The sequence below is a fragment of the Bradyrhizobium sp. 197 genome (genome assembly GCF_023073375.1).
GTDB lineage: Bacteria > Pseudomonadota > Alphaproteobacteria > Rhizobiales > Xanthobacteraceae > Bradyrhizobium.
In genome coordinates, this window is the sequence record NZ_JADPJJ010000136.1 from 32124 (window position 1) to 50418 (window position 18295).

Annotated in this window: 16 protein-coding genes; 8 read left to right on the forward strand and 8 right to left on the reverse strand. The window is 64.3% G+C overall.

The annotated features are described in order from the left end of the window. Nucleotides 1-249: 249 nt before the first annotated feature. Complete coding sequence (locus IVB27_RS30125) at nt 250-987, forward strand: SCO family protein (protein WP_247446503.1); 738 nt, start codon at nt 250-252, stop codon at nt 985-987. Here IVB27_RS30125 and IVB27_RS30130 read toward each other — a convergent pair. From IVB27_RS30130 to IVB27_RS30155, 6 genes are read right to left on the reverse strand one after another with little or no spacing between them, the layout of a single operon-like run. Continuing rightward, nucleotides 929-2032, reverse strand: a complete 1104-nt coding sequence (locus IVB27_RS30130) for a hypothetical protein (protein WP_247446505.1) — start codon at nt 2030-2032, stop codon at nt 929-931. The genes IVB27_RS30125 and IVB27_RS30130 overlap by 59 nt on opposite strands. Continuing rightward, complete coding sequence (locus IVB27_RS30135) at nt 2029-2559, reverse strand: c-type cytochrome (protein ID WP_247446506.1); 531 nt, start codon at nt 2557-2559, stop codon at nt 2029-2031. Before IVB27_RS30135 ends, IVB27_RS30130 begins: the two co-directional genes overlap by 4 nt. Then, the gene (locus IVB27_RS30140) at nt 2556-3086 is read right to left on the reverse strand and encodes a DUF3341 domain-containing protein (protein ID WP_247446507.1); all 531 of its coding nucleotides are present in this window, start codon (nt 3084-3086) and stop codon (nt 2556-2558) included. The genes IVB27_RS30135 and IVB27_RS30140 overlap by 4 nt, the downstream gene beginning before the upstream one ends. Next, on the reverse strand, nt 3079-4434 hold the full coding sequence (nrfD, locus tag IVB27_RS30145) for an NrfD/PsrC family molybdoenzyme membrane anchor subunit (protein WP_247446508.1): 1356 nt from the start codon (nt 4432-4434) through the stop codon (nt 3079-3081). The genes IVB27_RS30140 and nrfD overlap by 8 nt, the downstream gene beginning before the upstream one ends. Beyond that, nucleotides 4431-7316, reverse strand: coding sequence for a TAT-variant-translocated molybdopterin oxidoreductase (locus tag IVB27_RS30150; protein ID WP_247446509.1), 2886 nt, complete (start codon nt 7314-7316; stop codon nt 4431-4433). The genes nrfD and IVB27_RS30150 overlap by 4 nt, the downstream gene beginning before the upstream one ends. Next, nucleotides 7313-7969, reverse strand: coding sequence for a cytochrome c3 family protein (locus IVB27_RS30155; protein ID WP_247446510.1), 657 nt, complete (start codon nt 7967-7969; stop codon nt 7313-7315). The genes IVB27_RS30150 and IVB27_RS30155 overlap by 4 nt, the downstream gene beginning before the upstream one ends. Before the next feature lie 90 nt (nt 7970-8059). Here IVB27_RS30155 and IVB27_RS30160 point away from each other — a divergent pair, with 90 nt between their 5' ends. The 6 genes from IVB27_RS30160 (at nt 8060) to IVB27_RS30185 (ending at nt 14477) form a co-directional block, all read left to right on the forward strand. Continuing rightward, nucleotides 8060-8443 (forward strand): hypothetical protein, encoded by a 384-nt coding sequence (locus tag IVB27_RS30160; protein WP_247446511.1) that lies wholly within the window; start codon nt 8060-8062, stop codon nt 8441-8443. Between the two features lie 35 nt (nt 8444-8478). Next, nucleotides 8479-9420: a cytochrome c oxidase subunit II gene (locus IVB27_RS30165; protein ID WP_247446512.1), complete on the forward strand. Its 942-nt coding sequence runs from the start codon at nt 8479-8481 to the stop codon at nt 9418-9420. Next, a complete protein-coding gene (gene ctaD, locus IVB27_RS30170; RefSeq protein ID WP_247446513.1) occupies nt 9417-11024 on the forward strand; it encodes a cytochrome c oxidase subunit I in 1608 nt (535 codons plus the stop codon). Before IVB27_RS30165 ends, ctaD begins: the two co-directional genes overlap by 4 nt. Beyond that, nucleotides 11017-11658, forward strand: a complete 642-nt coding sequence (locus IVB27_RS30175; RefSeq protein ID WP_247446514.1) for a cytochrome c oxidase subunit 3 — start codon at nt 11017-11019, stop codon at nt 11656-11658. The genes ctaD and IVB27_RS30175 overlap by 8 nt, the downstream gene beginning before the upstream one ends. Beyond that, complete coding sequence (locus tag IVB27_RS30180; protein WP_247446515.1) at nt 11655-11930, forward strand: cytochrome C oxidase subunit IV family protein; 276 nt, start codon at nt 11655-11657, stop codon at nt 11928-11930. Before IVB27_RS30175 ends, IVB27_RS30180 begins: the two co-directional genes overlap by 4 nt. 126 nt (nt 11931-12056) lie before the next feature. Beyond that, nucleotides 12057-14477 (forward strand): membrane-bound PQQ-dependent dehydrogenase, glucose/quinate/shikimate family, encoded by a 2421-nt coding sequence (locus tag IVB27_RS30185; protein WP_247446517.1) that lies wholly within the window; start codon nt 12057-12059, stop codon nt 14475-14477. Between the two features lie 4 nt (nt 14478-14481). On the opposite strand, the gene IVB27_RS30190 is transcribed toward IVB27_RS30185, so the two are convergent. Further along, the gene (locus IVB27_RS30190) at nt 14482-14916 is read right to left on the reverse strand and encodes a PPC domain-containing DNA-binding protein (protein ID WP_247446518.1); all 435 of its coding nucleotides are present in this window, start codon (nt 14914-14916) and stop codon (nt 14482-14484) included. Between the two features lie 84 nt (nt 14917-15000). Then, nucleotides 15001-17322, reverse strand: a complete 2322-nt coding sequence (locus IVB27_RS30195; RefSeq protein WP_247446519.1) for an FdhF/YdeP family oxidoreductase — start codon at nt 17320-17322, stop codon at nt 15001-15003. A gap of 117 nt (nt 17323-17439) precedes the next feature. On the opposite strand from IVB27_RS30195, the gene fdhD reads away from it, so the two are divergent. After that, entirely contained in the window at nt 17440-18267 is an 828-nt protein-coding gene (gene fdhD, locus IVB27_RS30200) for a formate dehydrogenase accessory sulfurtransferase FdhD (protein ID WP_345946938.1), read from the forward strand. Nucleotides 18268-18295: the final 28 nt, after the last annotated feature.

Sequence of the window (18295 nt, forward strand, 5' to 3'; positions counted from 1 at the left end):
CGTATGGAAGCGGCGTTCCAAAGCCGCCATTGCGAAAGGAAACGTACAATATGGGCTTCTTCACCAAGGACATTAATCGATGGAGGACCTGCTGATCCACGATCTGTCAGTTGCGCATGTTCGTTGCAGGCATCATCCGGAGATCCAGAGATTTTGCAGGCCCAACGCTTGATCGGCAATTCCGAAAGGAAAGCCCGCACAGGGGTCGCGGGATGGATCGTTGCGCTTGTCGTTTGCCTCGCGGCTCCGATGCCGGCGCGCGCGGCCGTCACGGCTTCGCAGCTCGAGCAGGTCGGCCTCGTCCCTCACCTCGACGCCCAACTGCCCTTGCGTACCGAGATGCGCGATCTGAGGGACCGCAACTCACCGCTGCAAAGCTGGCTCGGCGATATTCCCACCGTCTGGATTCTCGCCGATTACACTTGCGAGACGCTCTGCGGACCGACGATATCGATCGTATCGAACGCCCTTGCCGATACCGGATTGAAGGCGGGCAGGGATTTCCGGCTCATCGTCGTCGGTCTCGATCCCAAGGACAGCGCGGCCCAGGCGCTGGCCATGAAAACCGCGCAGGTCAGCACGAGAAGCGACCTGCCGGACCACAGCTATTTCCTGCGTGCAGCGGCATCGGACGTCGAGACATTGACCGGTGTATTCGGGTTGCGCACGGTCTACGACGCCGCGCACGACCAATTCGCCCATTCCGCTGCTGCCTTCGTTGTGACGCCAGACGGGCGAATTTCGCGCGCGCTCTCGGCGCTGGCGGTCGATGCGACCAGCCTGCGGCTGGCGCTGGTCGAGGCCGGCCGCGGACATGTCGGAGGCTGGACCGACCAGATCCATCTGCTCTGCTACGGTTTTGATCCGGCCAGCGGCACTTATACGTTCGCGGCTCGGCGGCTGCTGCTCGCCGCCGCCTCGATCAGCCTCATCGCCCTTGGCGGACTGATCGGGCTGCTGTTTCGCCGCGAATTCGCGGCCAGATGACGTCCAGCGGCGCTCTCCGCTCGGCCTCCCGCGCCAGCAGCGCGTCGAACGCAAGCCACAGAACCGAGCCAACAAGCAGCAGGGCAGCAATCAGCATCACGACGGTCGTGGCGGCGGAAAGCCCGTGAATGGCCGGCAGGATCAGGATCGCGGATTCCAGCCACCGCATCGCCAGCGTGAGCGCGCACAGGGCCAGTAGCCAATGCGGGTCCGAGCGTACCCTGGAGCTCAGCATCGCGCAGAACGGGACCACGAATTGCCCGAAGGCGACCCCGGCGAGGGCATATTGCCAACCGTTGTCGGAGCGCGCGATGTACCAGGAGACCTCGTTCGGGATATTGCCCGACCAGATGACGATGTACTGCATAGCGTGGAGATAGCACCACAGCAGCAACACCGACATCAGCAGCGCGCTGTAGCCGCGGCTCGGTCCGATCTGCCGCATCGACAATAGCCCGGCCGCTACGACGAAGGCTGTCCCGTTTACCATCGCGATGCTGAGATAGAGCAGGCCGTAGATCGACGAGTGAAAATCCGGCTCCAGTGCCTCCATCCAGTCGATCCCTGCGAACGACGCGGTCAGCGCCCACACGATCAATCCGGTCGAGGCTGCGCGCACCATGGGCTCGTCATTGCGCCAGGCGCCGCGGAGCCAACTGGCCAACGCAATCCAGACCGCGAAGTAAAGCACGGCTCGCAATATGACGAACCACGGCATGAGCCAGGCCGCCTTGAATGGCGGCAATGACGACGGATCGGCTGCGGCCGGATAGACCTCCTTCATGAAGAGAAGGACCGGAATGAACGCCAGCGCCGCGACCGGCAAGGTGCCCGTGGCCGCCAGAAAGACAGGATGCAGCGCCTCGGTCCAGCGTCGCCGCACCAGATAGCTGGTCATGAACAGCGCCAGCGCTCCGATCGGAACCGCGCTCCACGCGATCCAGGCAGCGAGATAAGCGGCAACCGTCGACCGCGCGTCGAGAACGAGCCCGGCGATCAGGATCAGGCCCGTGACCGCTGTGACAAAGCCGATACGACGCCTCATGGCAAGGCCTCCAGCCTGGCGCGCTCGTCCGCGGGCACGTCGTCGAGCGAGGCGTGGCGGCTGAGCTGAAGCGCGCGGATATAGGCGACGATCGCCCAGCGGTCGGCCGGCGGCACCCGCGCGGCATAGGAATACATCGCGCCATAGCCGTTGGTGATCACGTCGAAGAAGTGCTGGTCGTCGGCGGTGAGCAGCCGCTGGTCGTGATAGCTCGTCGGATGCGGCATGCCGCGCTGGACCACAATGCCGTTGCCGTCGCCGCCGGCGCCGTGGCAGGGCGAGCAAAAGATGCCAAAACGCTGCCGTCCTCGCGCCAAAAGTTCGATGGAAAGCGTTGGTCTGGTGGTCGCGGCCTTCTCCCGGTCGAGATCGTCGCGGGCGACGGTATTAGCCGGCGGGCGCCGCAGCACGCTGCCCCGGAACAGCGGCGCGCGCGAATAGTCGCTGTAGCGGGGCTGCGAATCCATGTTCTGGTCGCAGCCAACGAGCAGCATCGCAAGCGCGATGATGAACGGTAGTCTGTTCATCCCGGCACAAGCTCCACCGAAAGCGCCCCCGTGCCACTGAGAAAGACCAGGGTCTCGTTGGCACTGAACTTGGCATCTTCCGCGCTCACGCAGAGGAAGAAGCGGTCCTTGCTGGCGCGAAAGAAGCGTGTGTCGCCGAACACGGGATAGTTCAGCCGCGGCAACCCATTTTGCACGAGCATCCCGAACAGCATGGCCAGCGCAGAGAACAGGATGGTGAGTTCGAAAGTCACGACTGCGAAGGCCGAGAGCGCATAGACCGGCCGGCCCCCGACATTGAGCGGGTAGTCGTAGTTCGTATAGAGCTGCATCGCGAGCGCGATCCCGGCCCCGAAGATGGCGCCCGCCAGCCCGACGAAGGAGATCCTTGGTCGCGGAAGGTGCAGGATGCGGTCCAGCCCCTCGACCGGAAACGGCGTGAAAGCGTCGAGATTGCGGTACCCGGCCGCGCGCGCCTTCCGCGTGGCGGTGATCAGGTCCTCGGGGCTCTTGAATTCGGCCAGCGCGCCGTAGAATTCCTCAGCCATGCCGCTCCTCCTCCTTCTCCTGGTGGAGAAGCTCCTTGGTCTCGAAGATCGAGATCATGGGGATCAGCCGGATGGCGATCAGGAACGGCACCAGGAAGAGACCGATCGTGCCAAAATAGGTCGACCAGTCCCAGAACGTCGGCGTGAAGTGGCCCCAGGACGAGACCAGGAAGTCGCGGTAGAGGCTGGTGACGAGAATCATGTAGCGCTCGAGCCACATACCGACCGCGACGGAGACCGAGATCAGCAGCAGCATCCATCCGGTCCGCCGGACGACGCGCCACCATAGCGCCTGCAGCGGGATGAAGTTGAAGACCACCGCGCCCCAATACGACCAGGCGTAGGCGCCGGTGAAACGATTGGCCAGCGTCTGGAGCTCATGAGGCTCGCCGGAATAGAGCGCGTCGAACACTTCGAAGACGTAACCATAGGCCGTCATCAAGCCGGTGGCGAGCAGCACTTTTCCGAGCAGATCGAGGTGATCGTCGGTGACGAGGTTTTGCAATCCGAACCACGAACGCAGCGCGACCGCGATGATGGACACGACGGCGAAGCCGGAGAAGGCAGCGCCGAGCACGAAGTAAGGTGGGAAAATTGTCGAATGCCAGCCGGGGATTTGTCCCGCGGCGAACAGCAGCGACACCTCGCTGTGGACGGAGACGACCAGGGGCACGGCAAGCCCTGCCATCAACCGGTAGGCCTGCGACCAGCGCAGCCAATGCGTGGCCGAGCCGCGCCATCCCAACGCAAGAACACCGAAGAAGATCTGCCAGCCGCGGCGGGTCGCGCGGTCGCGCGCGGCGGCGAGATCGGGGATCAGGCCGGTGTACCAGAACGCGATCGAGACCGTCAGATAGGTCAAAACCGCCCAGATGTCCCATTCCAGCGGGCTGCGGAACTGCGGCCACACCCCCATGGTCGCCGGATAGGGAAACATCCAATAGACGTACCAGGGTCGTCCGAGATGCAGGATCGGGTAGATGCTGGCACAGACCACCGCGAACAGGGTCATGGTCTCGGCGAAGCGGTTGAGCGAGTTGCGCCATTCGCTGCCGGTGAGCAGCAGCAGCGCCGAGATCAGCGTGCCGGCGTGGCCGATGCCGAGCCACCAGACGTAGTTGTGGATCGCAAACGCCCAGTTCACGGGGATGTTGATGCCCCAAATGCCGACGCCGCGGGTGAACAGCGCAATTACCGAGACCATCAACAACAGCAGCAGCGCGCTCGCGAACGCCATCGCGATCAGCCAGCGCCGCTGGGCCGGGAAATGCAGGGGAATGCCGGTGAGCTGGTCGGCGATTCCGCCCATGCTCTGACGCGTCGGCAGGATGTCGGTGCGATCGCTCATCCCTGCGCCTCGTCGTCGCGCCAGCGCGCCAGATAGGTCGTGCGCGGCCGCGTTCCCAGCTCCTCGAGCAGCACGTAGTGCCGGCCGTCTCGCTTCAGCCGTGACACCTCGGAATTGGGATCGTTGATATCGCCGAACACAATGGCCCTGGTCGGACAGGCCTGCTGGCATGCGGTGATCACCTCGCCGTCACGTATCGACCGGTTCTCCTTGTCGGCTGCGATATGCGCCGCCTCGATGCGCTGCGTGCAATAGGTGCATTTTTCCATGACGCCGCGCGAGCGCACGGTGACATCAGGATTGTGGGCGGCATGCTCGGATGACTCGGCCGGCGCACGATAGTCGAAGAAATTGAAGCGTCGCACCTTGTAAGGGCAGTAGCTGGAGCAGGTCCGCGTGCCGATGCAACGGTTATAGACCATCTGGTTCACGCCTTCAGGACTGTGCGTCGTCGCGTGCACCGGACAGCCCATCTCGCAAGGCGCCTCCTCGCAATGCATGCATGGCACCGGCTGGAAAAAGCTGCGCGGCTGTTCGATGTCGCCGGTGTAGTAGCGCGCGATCCGCAGCCAGTGCATCTCGCGGCCGGCCTTGACCTGGTCGGCCCCGACCACGGGCACGTTGTTCTCCGCCGTGCAGGCCGTTACGCAGGCATTGCAGCCGATGCAGCTGTCGACATCGATCACCATGCCCCAGGCGTTCTTCGACGATGGCCAGGCCGCATAGAGGCTGGCCTGATCCGGGCTTGGCGGCGGCGTGACATGGCCGGGGCTGACCTCGCGGACGAGGTCGACCCCCTCCATGCGATGATGCAGCTGGGTCACCGCCAGGTCTTCGCTGGCGTCGAGCTTGCGCAGGCTGCCCCCGGTCAGCGACGGCGCGGCCGCGGGCTGTACGCGGTAGGCATCGTGGCCGAGTTCGTTGCCGACACGCCCTGCCCGCGTCCGTCCGTAGCCGAGCCAGAGCGCGACGGTGCTTCCGGCCTGCCCCGGCATGATCCAGAGCGGACCGGTGACGCGACGGTCGCCGACCGCCACTTCGACATGATCGCCATTCACCGCAGCGAGACGCTTTGCCAGCGCCGGACTGACCGCGATCACGTTGCTCCAGGTCACGGTCGTCAGCGGCTTGGGCAGCTCCTGAAGCCATCCGACATTGGCGAACTGCCCGTCCCACACGGTCGGGTCGGGCCGGAACACGATGTCGAGTTCGCCGGCGGGGCCTGGTGGCGAGATTGCCGTGCTCGCGGTGGCGACCGTGATGAAGGGGGCGGCGCCGTCGACAAAGCCGTCGTGCAGCGCCTGCTTCCAGCGCGCTCCGAACGCATCGCCAAAGCTCATCTGCCAGGTCACGCGCACGGCGCCGTCCACGACCGGGTCAATCTCGCCGAGCAGCATCGCAAGGATCTGATGCGCCGTCTTGACGTCGTGGAACGGTGAAATCAGCGGCTGCAATATGGTCGCGGTGCCATCGACGGCACGGGCGTCGCTCCAGCTTTCCAGCGCATGGGCCAGCGGAAGCTGCCACTCGCACAGCGCGCCGGTCTCGTCGCGATGCAGTCCGATATGCAGCGACACGCGCACGCGCTTGATGGCGTCGCCGACATTGAGCTCACCGGGCGCCGTGTAGGCGGGATTGCCGTCGAGCACGATGAGCGCGGTGACGCGCTCCGCATTGATATCCGACACGAGCTCAGCCAGCGAGCGGGCATTCGGAGGGCCCGCGATCGGCGCTGTAAACCGGAGTGTCTGGCCGGCATTTTTGAGTTGTTCATTGATCCGGGCGATCCAGTGAGCCGTACTCGGACCTCCGCTCAGGCCCGAGACGAATAAGGAGCGCCCTGCCCGATCCTTGCAGGCGTCGGTCACGGTCGCGACCCAGCGGCTTTCGACCTCCGTCAACTGCGCCTTTGACGCGCCGGCAACGCCGAGCGCGCCTGCCAGCGCCTCCGCCAGCAGCGGCATGCGCCGGGCCTCGGCGACCAAGCGCTGGCCCGCCATCGCGCCCGTGGCCGACGGCACGCTCTCGGCCATCAACAGGCGATTGCCCGGCCGGTCATCGGACCGCCGCCGCGCTTGCGACCAGCCCAGCGCGTTGCGCACCTGGTCGGGTCCGGGCCCCAGGAAATCGTCGTCGAGGCTGACGACGACATCGCATTCGCCGAGCACATAGTGCAGGTCCAAGGCCTGCCCGTACACCGCAGCCGCGATTTGACGTCTCGCATCCGCGCCTGCGGCCGAATGCCGATGAACGCGCGCGTTGGGAAATTGCTTCAGGAAGGTTTCTATTTGCCGCAGCAGCGTCGGAGACGTCGTCGGTCCGAGCAGCAACCGCACGCCCTCACCCGCATCGACCCGCCAGCTCTCGCGCATGATGCCGATAGCCGCCTCGACGTCGCTCCAGCTCGCGGGCTCGCCGTGCCGGGTCGGCGCGGCCGCACGATCGGGATCGTACAATTGCAGCACTGCGCTCTGCATGAAGATGTCGCTGCGGCCCTGCGTGACCGGATGGCGGGGATTGCCGTCGAGCTTGGTCGGCCGACCGGCGTAGGCCGTGGCGATCACCGGCTGCGCAAAGCCGTCGAGCAGCACGGCCGTCGCATAGTAACGCGGCAGGCCGAGCGTCTCGGCGGCGGGCTGGTCGACGTAAGGCAGCGCCGCAACCAACGAGCTCTTCTCGCAGCCGGTCAGCCCCGCCAGCGCGAATGACGCGCCCATCAATCTCAGGAATTCGCGTCGTGCCGTCTTCGAGAATTGCTGAACCGCCGGGTATTCCGCCTCGATGAAGGCCTGAAATCGTGGATCGTCCGAGAGCTCTTCGATGCCCGCCCAGAGTGGCTCCCCGCCCGCCGTCCGAGGCTGATGGTCAATGCGCCGCTTCATCGGTGACACACATAGCAATGCGTGAGCTCGCCGAAACGGATACCCTCGTGAGCGGCAATCGCTTCGCCTTGCTTGCGCGGGTTCGCAGGCGGCTTCCAAGCCATGTCCGTGACATGACCTTTCGGACGCAGATGCGGCGCGGGATCGCGGTGGCAATCGATGCAAAACTCCATCGTGAACGCTTTCGCGCGATAGGTCAGCGCCATCTGGTCGACGCGGCCGTGGCAGCTCTCGCAGCCGACCCCCTTCGCGATGTGGATGTCGTGCCGGAAGAACACGTAATCGGGCAGCTTTGCGACGCGGGTCCACTGGATCGGCGTGTGGTCGGCAAGGCTTTTTCGGACCGGCGCCAGCATCGCCGCGTTGGTCCAGATCTGCGAGTGACACGTCATGCAGGTCTCGGTCGGTGGGAGGCCGGCGCGCGGACCGGCGTCGACGTTGCTGTGGCAGTAGCGACAGTCGATGCCGAGTTCGCCCGCGTGGTGGCGATGACTGAACGGCACAGGCTGATGTGGGCGGATGCCGGTGTCCGTCATGTAGGCCGAGTGCGCGAAACCGACGGCAGCCACGATGCTGCCGCCTGCGAGCGACAGGCCGCCGACCAGAAGCAGGCGTAACCACGTGTCCGCCACAGAAGAGAATATTTGCGCCATTCTCGCTGTGACCCGATCGCGAGCTGTCGGATCGACAATTCTCGCCCTTGGACATTGGTTCCAACTTGGAACACTCTTCTCGATGCGGAATTGTCCCGCCGCATCGAGGACATCGGTATGGCGGCGGAAAGCAAGCGCTTCGGCTACGAGCGGTCGGACGTCTCGATGCGCCTCGTCGTCTGGCTCGCGGCCGGCCTTGCGACTTTCGTCGTGGTCACGCCTCTCGTGCTGCCGCTGATCTTCCCGCAATCACGCACCCGCACCACGCCCGCGAGCCGGCCTGCGCTCAGCTCGAACGTGCCGCCGCTCGAGGTTGCCCCTCGCAAGACGTTGCAGATCGTACGGCATGACGAGGAGCAGCTCACGCGCGATTACGGTTGGACCGATCGCAGCCGGGGAACGGTTCGCATCCCCGTCGATCGCGCAATCGACATCCTGCTGCGCAAGGGATTGCCGGGGTGGCCCTCTCCATGATGCCAATCTATGCGCGTCGATGGAGGGTGCCGTAGATGTGGCGCCAGTGGATCCCGTTCTGGCAGCCCGGGCTTTCGCCGCATGCCGGCGATGTCGACCTGCTGTTCGCCGGCTTGCTGATCATGAGTGCGCTGGTGCTCGGGTTGCTGTTCTTCCTGCTTGCGCTGTTTTGCGCCCGCTACCGCGCCGGCAACCAGACCGACCGCGACCATCGCGTCGAGAAAGGCTGGCGCTGGGAAGTCGGCTGGACCGCCGCCTCGTTCATCGGCTTCCTCGGCCTCTTCATCTGGGGTTCAGTCGTCTATTTTCAGATTTACAAGACGCCCGCGGACGAACTCGACGTGTTCGTCGTGGCAAAACAGTGGATGTGGAAGACGCAGCATCCCGGCGGCCAGTCCGAGATCGACGCGCTGCACGTCCCGATCAGGCGCCCGATCCGCCTGGTGATGGCGTCGCAGGACGTCATTCACAGCTTCTTCATCCCCGCATTGCGGCTCAAGCACGACGTCGTGCCCGGCCGTTACCAGGACATCGAAATCGAGGTCGACAAGCCCGGCAGCTATCATTTGTTCTGCGCCGAATATTGCGGCACCGATCATTCCGGCATGATCGGCGAGATCGTGGCAATGGCGCCGGCCGACTTCTCGAAATGGCTGGCGCAGCAGGCCCCCTCGAGCCCGCTTGCGGACGAAGGCGGCCAGCTGTTTCGCGCGCTCGGCTGCAGCGGCTGCCACGGCAATGGCAGCAAGGTCCGCGCACCGCCGCTCGAGGGTCTCTACGGCAAGCCGGTGCCGCTGTCCGACGGCAGCAGCGTGATTGCGGACGACAAATATATCCGGGATTCCATCCTGTTGCCGCGCAGCCAGATCGTCGCCAGCTACGAGCCGCTGATGCCATCGTTCGAGGGCAAGGTCAGCGAGGATCAGCTGCTGCGGCTCGTCATCTACATCAAATCGCTCGCAGGACGCCCATCATGAGCGAGAAGAACTATCTCACGACGGACTACACGCTGAAATCATGGTTCACCACCACGGACCACAAGCGGATCGCGATCCTGTATTTCGCCAGCCTGATCGTCTTTTTTTTCATCGGCGGCGCGGCTGCCACCTTGATCCGGATCGAGCTTGCGACCCCGCAAGCCGATCTCGTCAGCTCCGATACCTACAACCGCCTGTTCACCATGCACGGAATCATCATGGTGTGGTTCTTCCTGATCCCCTCGATTCCCAACACGCTCGGCAATTTCATCGTGCCGCTGATGATCGGCGCGCGCGACCTCGCCTTCCCCCGGCTCAATTTGATGAGCTGGTACATCTTCATGCTCGGCGGCTCGCTCACGCTGTTTGCGATCTTCGCGGGCGGCATCGACACCGGCTGGACCTTCTATACGCCGTTCTCCACGCTCTATTCCAACAGCTATGTGATGGCCGCGGCCGCGGGGGTCTTCATCGCCGGATTCTCGTCGATCCTGACCGGCCTCAATTTCATCGTCACCATCCACCGGCTCCGCGCCCCGGGGCTGACCTGGTACCGGCTGCCGCTGTTCCTGTGGTCGCTCTACGCGACGTCCGTGATCCTGGTGCTGGCGACGCCGGTGCTCGCGATCACGCTGCTGCTCATGGCGACCGAGCGCTTCTTCGGTGTCGGCATCTTCGATCCCAGGATCGGCGGCGATCCCCTGCTGTTCCAACACCTGTTCTGGTTCTACTCGCATCCCGCCGTCTACATCATGATCCTGCCGGGCATGGGCGTCATCAACGAGCTGATCTCCTGCTTCTCGCGCAAGCCCGTGTTCGGCTACAAATTCGTAGCCTGGGCGAGCCTGGCCATTGCAGCGCTCGGCTTCCTGGTCTGGGGCCATCACATGTTCGTCAGCGGCCAGTCGCTGGTCGCAAGCCTCGTCTTCTCCTTCATGAGCTTCATCGTCGCGGTGCCCTCGGCCATCAAGGTCTTCAACTGGACCGCGACGCTGCACAAGGGCTCCCTGCGTTTCGACGCGCCGATGCTCTATGCGCTGGGGTTCATCGGATTGTTCACGATCGGCGGGCTCACCGGCCTGTTCCTGGCCTGCCTCGCCTTTGACGTCCACGCGACCGACACCTATTTCGTCGTCGCGCATTTCCACTACATCATGGTCGGCGGAATGGTGACGGCCTATTTCGGCGGCCTGCATTATTGGTGGCCGAAGATTACCGGCCGGCTCTATTCGGAATATTGGGCTCGCGCCGCCGCGGTGCTGATCTTCTTCGGCTTCAACCTGACGTTCTTTCCGCAATTCATCCTCGGCGCGGAGGGCATGCCGCGGCGCTATCACGTCTATCCGCCGGAATTCCAGGTCTGGAACGTGCTCTCGTCCGGTGGCGCCGCCATGCTCGCCGTCGCCTATCTGATGCCGCTGTTCTATCTCGGCTACTCCGCCTTCTTCGGTGCCCGCGCGCCGGCGAATCCGTGGAACGCCACCGGGCTGGAATGGCAGACATCTTCTCCGCCGCCGGAGTTCAATTTTCCGACCCAGCCCGTGGTGACGCGGGCGCCCTATCAATACTCCCGCGACTTCGAGGCGGAGCCGCAAAATGCCTGAAGCTCCCGCCGTCGCACCACAATATCTCTCGGCTGCGCAACGCGACCACACCGCGGAGCTGGGGATGTGGGTCTTTATCGCCACCGAGGTGCTGTTGTTCGGCGGACTGATCCTCGCCTTTCTCGTCTATCGGCACGCCTATCCGCATGCCTTTGCCGAGGGCAGCCGGCATACCGATATCGTGATTGGAACGGCCAACACGGCGGTTCTGCTGACATCGAGCTTCCTCGTGGCCTGGGCGGTCGAGATCTTCTCGCCCAGGACCGCCAGGATCGTCACGCGGCTGCTCGTGGGTGCGGCCTGCCTCGGCTTCGTCTTCATCGTGCTCAAGGGCATCGAGTACAGCAACGAATATGAGGATCATCTGGTCCCGGGAATCGACTTCCACTTCGCCGGGCCGCTGGCCAATGGCATCCAGCTGTTCTTCATCTTCTACTTCATTGCGACCGCGATCCACGCCCTGCACATGTTCATCGGAATCTGCCTGCTGATCACGCTCGCAACCATCTGCCGGAAGGCGCCGACCACGCGCCACCGGACGGCCCTGCACAGCGCGGCGCTGTATTGGCACTTCGTCGACGTTGTCTGGATTTTTCTGTTCGCGCTGATCTATTTGCCGGGACGGTCCTCATGACAGAATGGCGACCACCGCCTGTCCTGATCGGAGCCTGGCTCGGGCTGCTGGCCCTGCTGGCCTTGACCGTGATGCTCGCCTACGTCCCGCTCGGAGCCGGCAATGCCGTCGTGGCTCTGAGCATCGGCACCATCAAGGCGGGACTCGTTGCCGCGGTCTTCATGGAGTTGCGGCATAGCAACGGGCTGACGCTGGTCTTCGCCGGCGCCGGCTTGTTCTGGCTCGGAATCCTGCTCTGGCTCGGCTTGATGGACTTTATGACGCGAACGTAGGATTCGGTTAGGGTTCGGTCGGCACGCGCAACGGCCGATGCAACTATTGGATACCACAGTCCGGAGGAACGATCGACACGACTTGCGTTTGACCCCACGTTCCCTCACGATCGGACGAGGTCTGCCATGTCACGCGCGCGGTCGATTTTCAACACCTGGGCGGCGCCTGTTGTTGGCGTCATCATGGCCGTCATCGGCATCGTCCTGCTGATCGGCGGCGCCTGGCTCATCTCGCTGCATGGATCGCCCTATTATCTCTGTGCCGGCATCGGTCTCATCGTGTCGGGCATCCTTCTGGTCATGCGTAAATCCGAAGGCGCGCTGCTCTATCTCCTTGTCTTCCTGGCAACGCTGGCCTGGGCCTATTGGGAGGTCGGCATCAACGGATGGGCGCTGGTCCCGCGAGTGGTCGGGCCCGCGGTGCTTTTGCTGCTGACGCTGATCGTCAGTCCGACCCTGACGTCCTCTCGGCGCGGCACCGTGCCGGCGTTCGCCGCCGCCTCGGTCCTCCTGCTTGCCGCGACCGTCGCCATGTTCGCGGGACCGCGCATCGCAAGCGCGCGGGCCGATACCGCGCCTGCTCCTTCTGCGTCTTCCTCTCCTGCGCTGACCATGAACGATCCCTCTTCGCTTCGAACTGGCGCGGACTGGCCGGCCTATGGCGGCTCCTTCAGCGCGCGGCGCTATTCGCCGCTGGATCAGATCACGACCGCCAATGTGGGTTCGCTGAAACGCGTGTGGGAGGTCCACACCAAGGATCTACCGGTCTCCGAGACCAAGGGCACCTATGGCTCTGAAAATACGCCGCTGAAGGTCGGCGACACCCTTTTCGTCTGCACGCCCAAGGACATGGTCATCGCGATGGATCCAGCCACGGGCCAGCAGCGCTGGCGCTTCGATCCGCAGGTCCCGGACGTGTCCATCCCTTATACGGCTGCCTGCCGGGGCGTCGCCTATTTCGTCGTTCCTGATGCCGACGTCACGGCGGCCTGCGCGAGGCGGATCGTGCTGGGGACGCTGGATGCACGGCTGATCGAGATCGACGCCAAGACCGGGAAGCGGTGTCAGGCCTTCGGCCATGGCGGCGAGGTCGACACCGCGCTCGGCATCGGTCGTCACGATCCCGGCATGTACTCGATCACCTCGGCCCCAACCATCGTGAGGAATGTGATCGTAACGGGGCATCAGGTGCTCGACGGTCAGAAGCGCGACGCGCCCTCGGGCGTGATCCAGGGTTATGACGCGACGACCGGCGCCCTCAAATGGGCCTGGGACATGGTGAAGCCCGACGCGCCGGCCGTTCCGCCAGAGGGCCAGACCTACACGCGCGGCACACCCAACATGTGGACCACCGCGTCCGGCGACGAACAGCTCGGATTGGTCTATCTGCCGCTCGGCATCTCCGCGGTCGACTATTGGAGCGGCAGCCGCTCGGATCGCGAGAAGGAGTTCGGCACCTCGCTGGTCGCGATCGACGTCACCACCGGCAAGGTCGCCTGGCATTTCCAGACCGTTCACAACGACGTCTGGGACTATGATCTGGGATCCCAAGCGTCTCTGGTCGATTTCCCGACCGACCAGGGCACGGTCCCCGCGCTTGTATTGCCCAGCAAACGCGGGGACATTTTTGTGCTCGACCGTCGCAACGGCAAGCCGCTGGCCGGCGTCGAGGAGCGCAATGTGCCGCAAGGCGGCGTCGAGCCCGAACAGCGGTCGAAGACGCAGCCGTTCTCGCTTTACCATACGCTGGCCAAGCGCGATCTGACCGAACGCGACATGTGGGGCATGTCGCAGATCGATCAGATGATCTGCCGCATCGAGTTCAAGCGTGCCAGCTACCAGGGTATCTTCACGCCGCCGACCACCGACACAAAATACATCGAGTATCCCGGCTACAATGGCGGATCGGACTGGGGCGGCATCGCGATCGACCCGGCGCGCGGCGTGATCGTCGCGAACTACAACGATATGCCGAACTACAATCGATTGGTCCCGCGCGATGAGGCCAACAAGCGCGGCTGGACGCCGCGCGACCAGACCCGCGGCCGCATCGGCGGTGTCGAGGGCGCCGGCGATCCGCAGGCCGGAACGCCCTATGCCATCAACGTCAATGCCGGCTGGCGACTGCCGGGAACGGGACTGCTGTGCAAGCAGCCGCCGTACGGCGGCATCCGCGCCATCGATCTGAAGACGGGCAAGACGATATGGGACCGCCCGTTGGGCGAGGCCCGCACCAACGGCCCGTTCAACATTCCCTCGATGCTGCCGATCACGATCGGCACGCCGAACAACGGCGGCTCGATCATCACGGCGGGAGGCCTGATCTTCGTCGCGGCGGCGACCGACAATCTGATCCGCGCCATCGACATCAAGACCGGCAAGACGGTCTGGCAGGACAAGCTTCCGGCCGGTGGACAGGCGACACCGATGACCTATGAGGAAAACGGCAAGCAGTACCTCGTGATCATGGCCGGCGGTCATCACTTCATGGAGACGCCGATCGGCGACGAGCTGATCGCCTACGCCCTGCCGTCGAAAGCGTCATGACGGGCTAAATGCTGATCAGCGCGATGCCTAGATCAGGGCGCTTCCTGCGGCGAAGATGAAGCACCGTCTCCCTGATCATCACCTCGAGGGTCGGCTGAACCGACCCCGACAGCAGGTGCCCGCCGCGTACCGTTCCGTCCTGTAGACCGAGCACGGCATGCAAATGCAGGCTGGCCTTGCCGTCATCGCCCTGTGCGACATCGCCCAGCAGGCTCAGCACCTCGCACTGCTCGTTGAGTTCGATCGGTTTGTAGGTCTTGGCGGCGAAGTCGAACCAGCCGACCTTTGCCGTCGAGAAGGCACCGATCGCCGACACAGAGGCGCCCGTGATCTTCTCGCGACCGGCGAATTCGGTGATGGATTTGAAGGCCTCTTCCCCGGGATCGAGGATGAGGACGAATGTTCGTTCGACGCCGTCATTGATCGACTTTGATTTCATCGGACAGTCCGTAGGCTTGCCGCAGATGCTGCCGACCGGCAACCCGCGTCGCGCCACATCCGTTCCGTCACGTTCGTCGCCTGCTCAGACCGTCGTGATCGGAATTTCTCCGCCGTCGATGATCTCAGGCACCACGGCCTTGAACACGCGCACCGGAACCGACTTCGCCGCCGGCACCTTGCTGCCTTCCGCGTGGTGCCACAGCGGGATCAGCCCGTTGCACTCCGGGTAATAGCCGGCGATGCTCCGGCGCGGGATGTCATAGGCGACGACCTGGAGCTCGCTCAGGCTGCGCACGATGCCGTCGCCGGCTTCGGTCACCAGGGTGACGGTGTCACCCGACTTGAGACCATCGGCTTCCATGTCAGCCGGGTTCATCAGGACGACGTAGCGGCTGCCCTTGAGGCCGCGGAAGCGGTCGTCTTCGTTGTAGATCGTGGTGTTGAACTGCCCGTCGGCGCGCATGGTCATCAGCTCATAGACGCCGTCGGTCTCATTCGGAGGGCTGAAGGCCGCCTTCGGCACTGTGAAATTCGCCTTGCCGTTGGGCGTCTTCCATTTGCGCTCGCGCGCGGCGAGCGGCCGCGGAAAGCCGCCGGGCTCGAACATGCGCCTGTTGAAATCCTTGAATTGATCGGGGTAGGTCAGTTCGATGGCGTCGCGCACGCGTGAATAATCGGCGACCCAGCTCTCCCAGTCGATCTTGGGGTTCGGCTTCAGCGTCGCCTTGGCGAGGCCGGCGATGATCGCCGGTTCCGACAGGGCGTGCTCTGCGACCGGCTTGCGCTGGCCGCGGGAGCCATGGACGCAAGCGGTGGAATCCTCCATCGAGACGGCCTGCGCGCCGCCCGCCTGCTGGTCGATCTCGATCCGGCCGAGGCATGGCAGCAGGTAAGTCACCTCGCCCGGCACGATATGGCTGCGATTGAGTTTTGTCGCGATCTGCACCGACAGACGCAAGCCCGACCATGCCGGCTCCATCAGCGACCGCTCCGGAATGGCACGCACGAAATTGCCGCCGAGACTGACGAAGCCACGCACGTCGCCTTTCAAAATGCCCTCGCAAGCATCCACGGTCGTCAGCCCATCCCAACGCGGCGGCTCGAAACCGTAGAGTTCGGCGAGCCTGTCCAGCGGCACCAGCTTGGCCTTCTCGGAGATGCCGACGGTACGCTGGCCCTGCACGTTGGAGTGGCCGCGGATCGGCGAGATGCCGGCGCCGGGCTTGCCGATATTGCCGCGCAACAGCAACAGATTGACGATCATTTTCGCCGTCTCGACGCCGTGCTTGTGCTGGGTGATGCCCATGCCGTAATTGGCGATCACGGCGTTCGCGCCCATATAGGCGTTCGCGGCGTCGAGCATCGCGGCGCGCGCGAGACCCGACGCCCGCTCGATCTCGCCCCAATCCTGCGCGCGGCAGAACGCGGCAAATTCCTCGAATCCGGCGGTGTGCTGCGCGATGAAATCGGCGTCGACAACCCGCGGGCTGCCGTTCGCCTGCGCGAGATCGTCGGATTCGATCACCCATTTGCAAATGCCGACGATGGCCGCGGCGTCGCCGCCGACACGCACCTGATGGTATTGCGAGCTGATGCGGGTACCGCCCGCGATCATCTGCACCGGATTTTGCGGATTGACGAAGCGTTCCAGTCCGCGCTCGCGCAACGGATTGAAGGTCACGATCGGCACGCCGCGCTGGGCTGCCTCCTGCAGCGGATGCAGCATGCGCGGGGCGTTGGTCGTGGTATTGTGACCGAAGAAGAAGATACAGTCGGTGCTGTCGAAATCCTTCAGCAGCACCGTGCCGACCGGCACGCCGATCACCGGCGGCAGCGCCACCGATGTGGACTCGTGGCACATGTTGGAGCTGTCGGGGAAATTGCTGGTGCCGTACATGCGGCCGAACAGCTGGTACATGTAGCTGGCCTCCAGCGAGGCGCGGCCGGACGTGTACATGACGACGGAGCATGGATCGAGCTTGTTCAGTTCGGCGCCGATCTCCCGGAACGCGTCCTCCCACGCCACCGGAAGATATTTATCGCTGCCGGGATCGTAGCGCATCGGCGTCGTCAGGCGCCCCTGCTCCTCCAGTTGATGGTCGGACCAGGTTCGCAGCTCCGCCAGCCGGTGCTGCGCGAAAAAATCGGGCGTGACGGTCTTTCCGGTGATTTCCCAGGCTGTGGCCTTCGCGCCGTTCTCGCAGAACTCGAACGGATGCGGATCCGCGGGCTTGGCCCAGGAGCAGCTCACGCACATGTAACCGCCTGGCTTGTTCTGCTTCAGCAGAATCTCGCTGCCGAGGATCGCGACCTCTTCCTGCGTGAGAATATGCATGACGGCGTTCAGCGATCCCCAGCCTCCAGCCGGCGAATCATAATTCTCGACTTTTGCTTTTTGCCGCATGACGGGCCCTTCAGCTGCAAGCCCCGACCGGAAAACCGGAGAGCCGGTCGCTAGTTCCTCGGCATTCGGAACATTGAGCTATCTCGCGCGTCGATACATCGTCGTAGGGCACACACCATGCATGGCTCCCGCTTCGGCGAACGCGACCGTCTGTCGGCCCCCACTGCTTCCGTCAGGATGCCCCGGCTCACGTCGAGCGGCGTGCAGGATGAACGTGAGGTTGCCGAGGAGTGCCCGGTCGCGCTCGTCTACGACGGAACGACCGTGGCGGTTCTGATGGCCACGCCTGCCGACCTGGCCGATCTCGCGCTCGGCTTCAGCCTCACCGAGGGCATTATCCAGGACGTGGGCGAGATCGATGAGCTTCTGGTCGTTCCGGGACCCGACGGCGTCGAGCTGAGGATGTGGCTGCGGCCAAATGCCGGCCGACAGTTGAAGGAGCGACGGCGGCACCTGGTCGGCCCCACCGGCTGCGGCCTGTGCGGAATCGAAAGCCTGCGCGAAGCCAACCGGATCATCCGACCCGCCAAGCGGCAGCTCAGCCTGACAGCCGAGCAAATCAGCCGATCGATCGAGATGCTCACCGCGGCGCAGAGTCTGGGCCGCGCGACCCGCGCCACTCACGCCGCCGGATTTTTTCAACCCGAGAGCAGCAACATGATCGTGCGCGAGGACGTTGGCCGCCATAACGCGCTCGACAAGCTCGCGGGAGCCCTTGCGACACGAGGACTTTCAGGCCGCACTGGCGCCGTCGTGCTCACGAGCCGAATGTCAGTCGAGATGGTGCAAAAGGCCGCCGCGATCGGCGCCGGCATCATCGTTGCCATTTCGGCGCCGACCGGGCTTGCGATACGCACGGCTGAAGCCGGCGGAATCACGCTCGCCGGCATCGCACGCGGACGTGAGTTTGAAGTCTTCTGTGGTCCGGCCGGCATCAAGCTATGAAGGGCACTCGCCGGCGGGGCTCCAGCCG

Excerpts from the sequence above, each read along its gene's own strand:
- IVB27_RS30125 (WP_247446503.1), top strand. The coding sequence starts at position 250 with ATGCCGGCGCGCGCGGCCGTCACGGCTTCGCAGCTCGAGCAGGTCGGC.
- IVB27_RS30130 (WP_247446505.1), bottom strand. The coding sequence starts at position 2,032 with ATGAGGCGTCGTATCGGCTTTGTCACAGCGGTCACGGGCCTGATCCTG.
- IVB27_RS30135 (WP_247446506.1), bottom strand. The coding sequence starts at position 2,559 with ATGAACAGACTACCGTTCATCATCGCGCTTGCGATGCTGCTCGTTGGC.
- IVB27_RS30140 (WP_247446507.1), bottom strand. The coding sequence starts at position 3,086 with ATGGCTGAGGAATTCTACGGCGCGCTGGCCGAATTCAAGAGCCCCGAG.
- nrfD (WP_247446508.1), bottom strand. The coding sequence starts at position 4,434 with ATGAGCGATCGCACCGACATCCTGCCGACGCGTCAGAGCATGGGCGGA.
- IVB27_RS30150 (WP_247446509.1), bottom strand. The coding sequence starts at position 7,316 with ATGAAGCGGCGCATTGACCATCAGCCTCGGACGGCGGGCGGGGAGCCA.
- IVB27_RS30155 (WP_247446510.1), bottom strand. The coding sequence starts at position 7,969 with ATGGCGCAAATATTCTCTTCTGTGGCGGACACGTGGTTACGCCTGCTT.
- IVB27_RS30165 (WP_247446512.1), top strand. The coding sequence starts at position 8,479 with ATGTGGCGCCAGTGGATCCCGTTCTGGCAGCCCGGGCTTTCGCCGCAT.
- ctaD (WP_247446513.1), top strand. The coding sequence starts at position 9,417 with ATGAGCGAGAAGAACTATCTCACGACGGACTACACGCTGAAATCATGG.
- IVB27_RS30175 (WP_247446514.1), top strand. The coding sequence starts at position 11,017 with ATGCCTGAAGCTCCCGCCGTCGCACCACAATATCTCTCGGCTGCGCAA.
- IVB27_RS30180 (WP_247446515.1), top strand. The coding sequence starts at position 11,655 with ATGACAGAATGGCGACCACCGCCTGTCCTGATCGGAGCCTGGCTCGGG.
- IVB27_RS30185 (WP_247446517.1), top strand. The coding sequence starts at position 12,057 with ATGTCACGCGCGCGGTCGATTTTCAACACCTGGGCGGCGCCTGTTGTT.
- IVB27_RS30190 (WP_247446518.1), bottom strand. The coding sequence starts at position 14,916 with ATGAAATCAAAGTCGATCAATGACGGCGTCGAACGAACATTCGTCCTC.
- IVB27_RS30195 (WP_247446519.1), bottom strand. The coding sequence starts at position 17,322 with ATGCGGCAAAAAGCAAAAGTCGAGAATTATGATTCGCCGGCTGGAGGC.
- fdhD (WP_345946938.1), top strand. The coding sequence starts at position 17,440 with ATGCATGGCTCCCGCTTCGGCGAACGCGACCGTCTGTCGGCCCCCACT.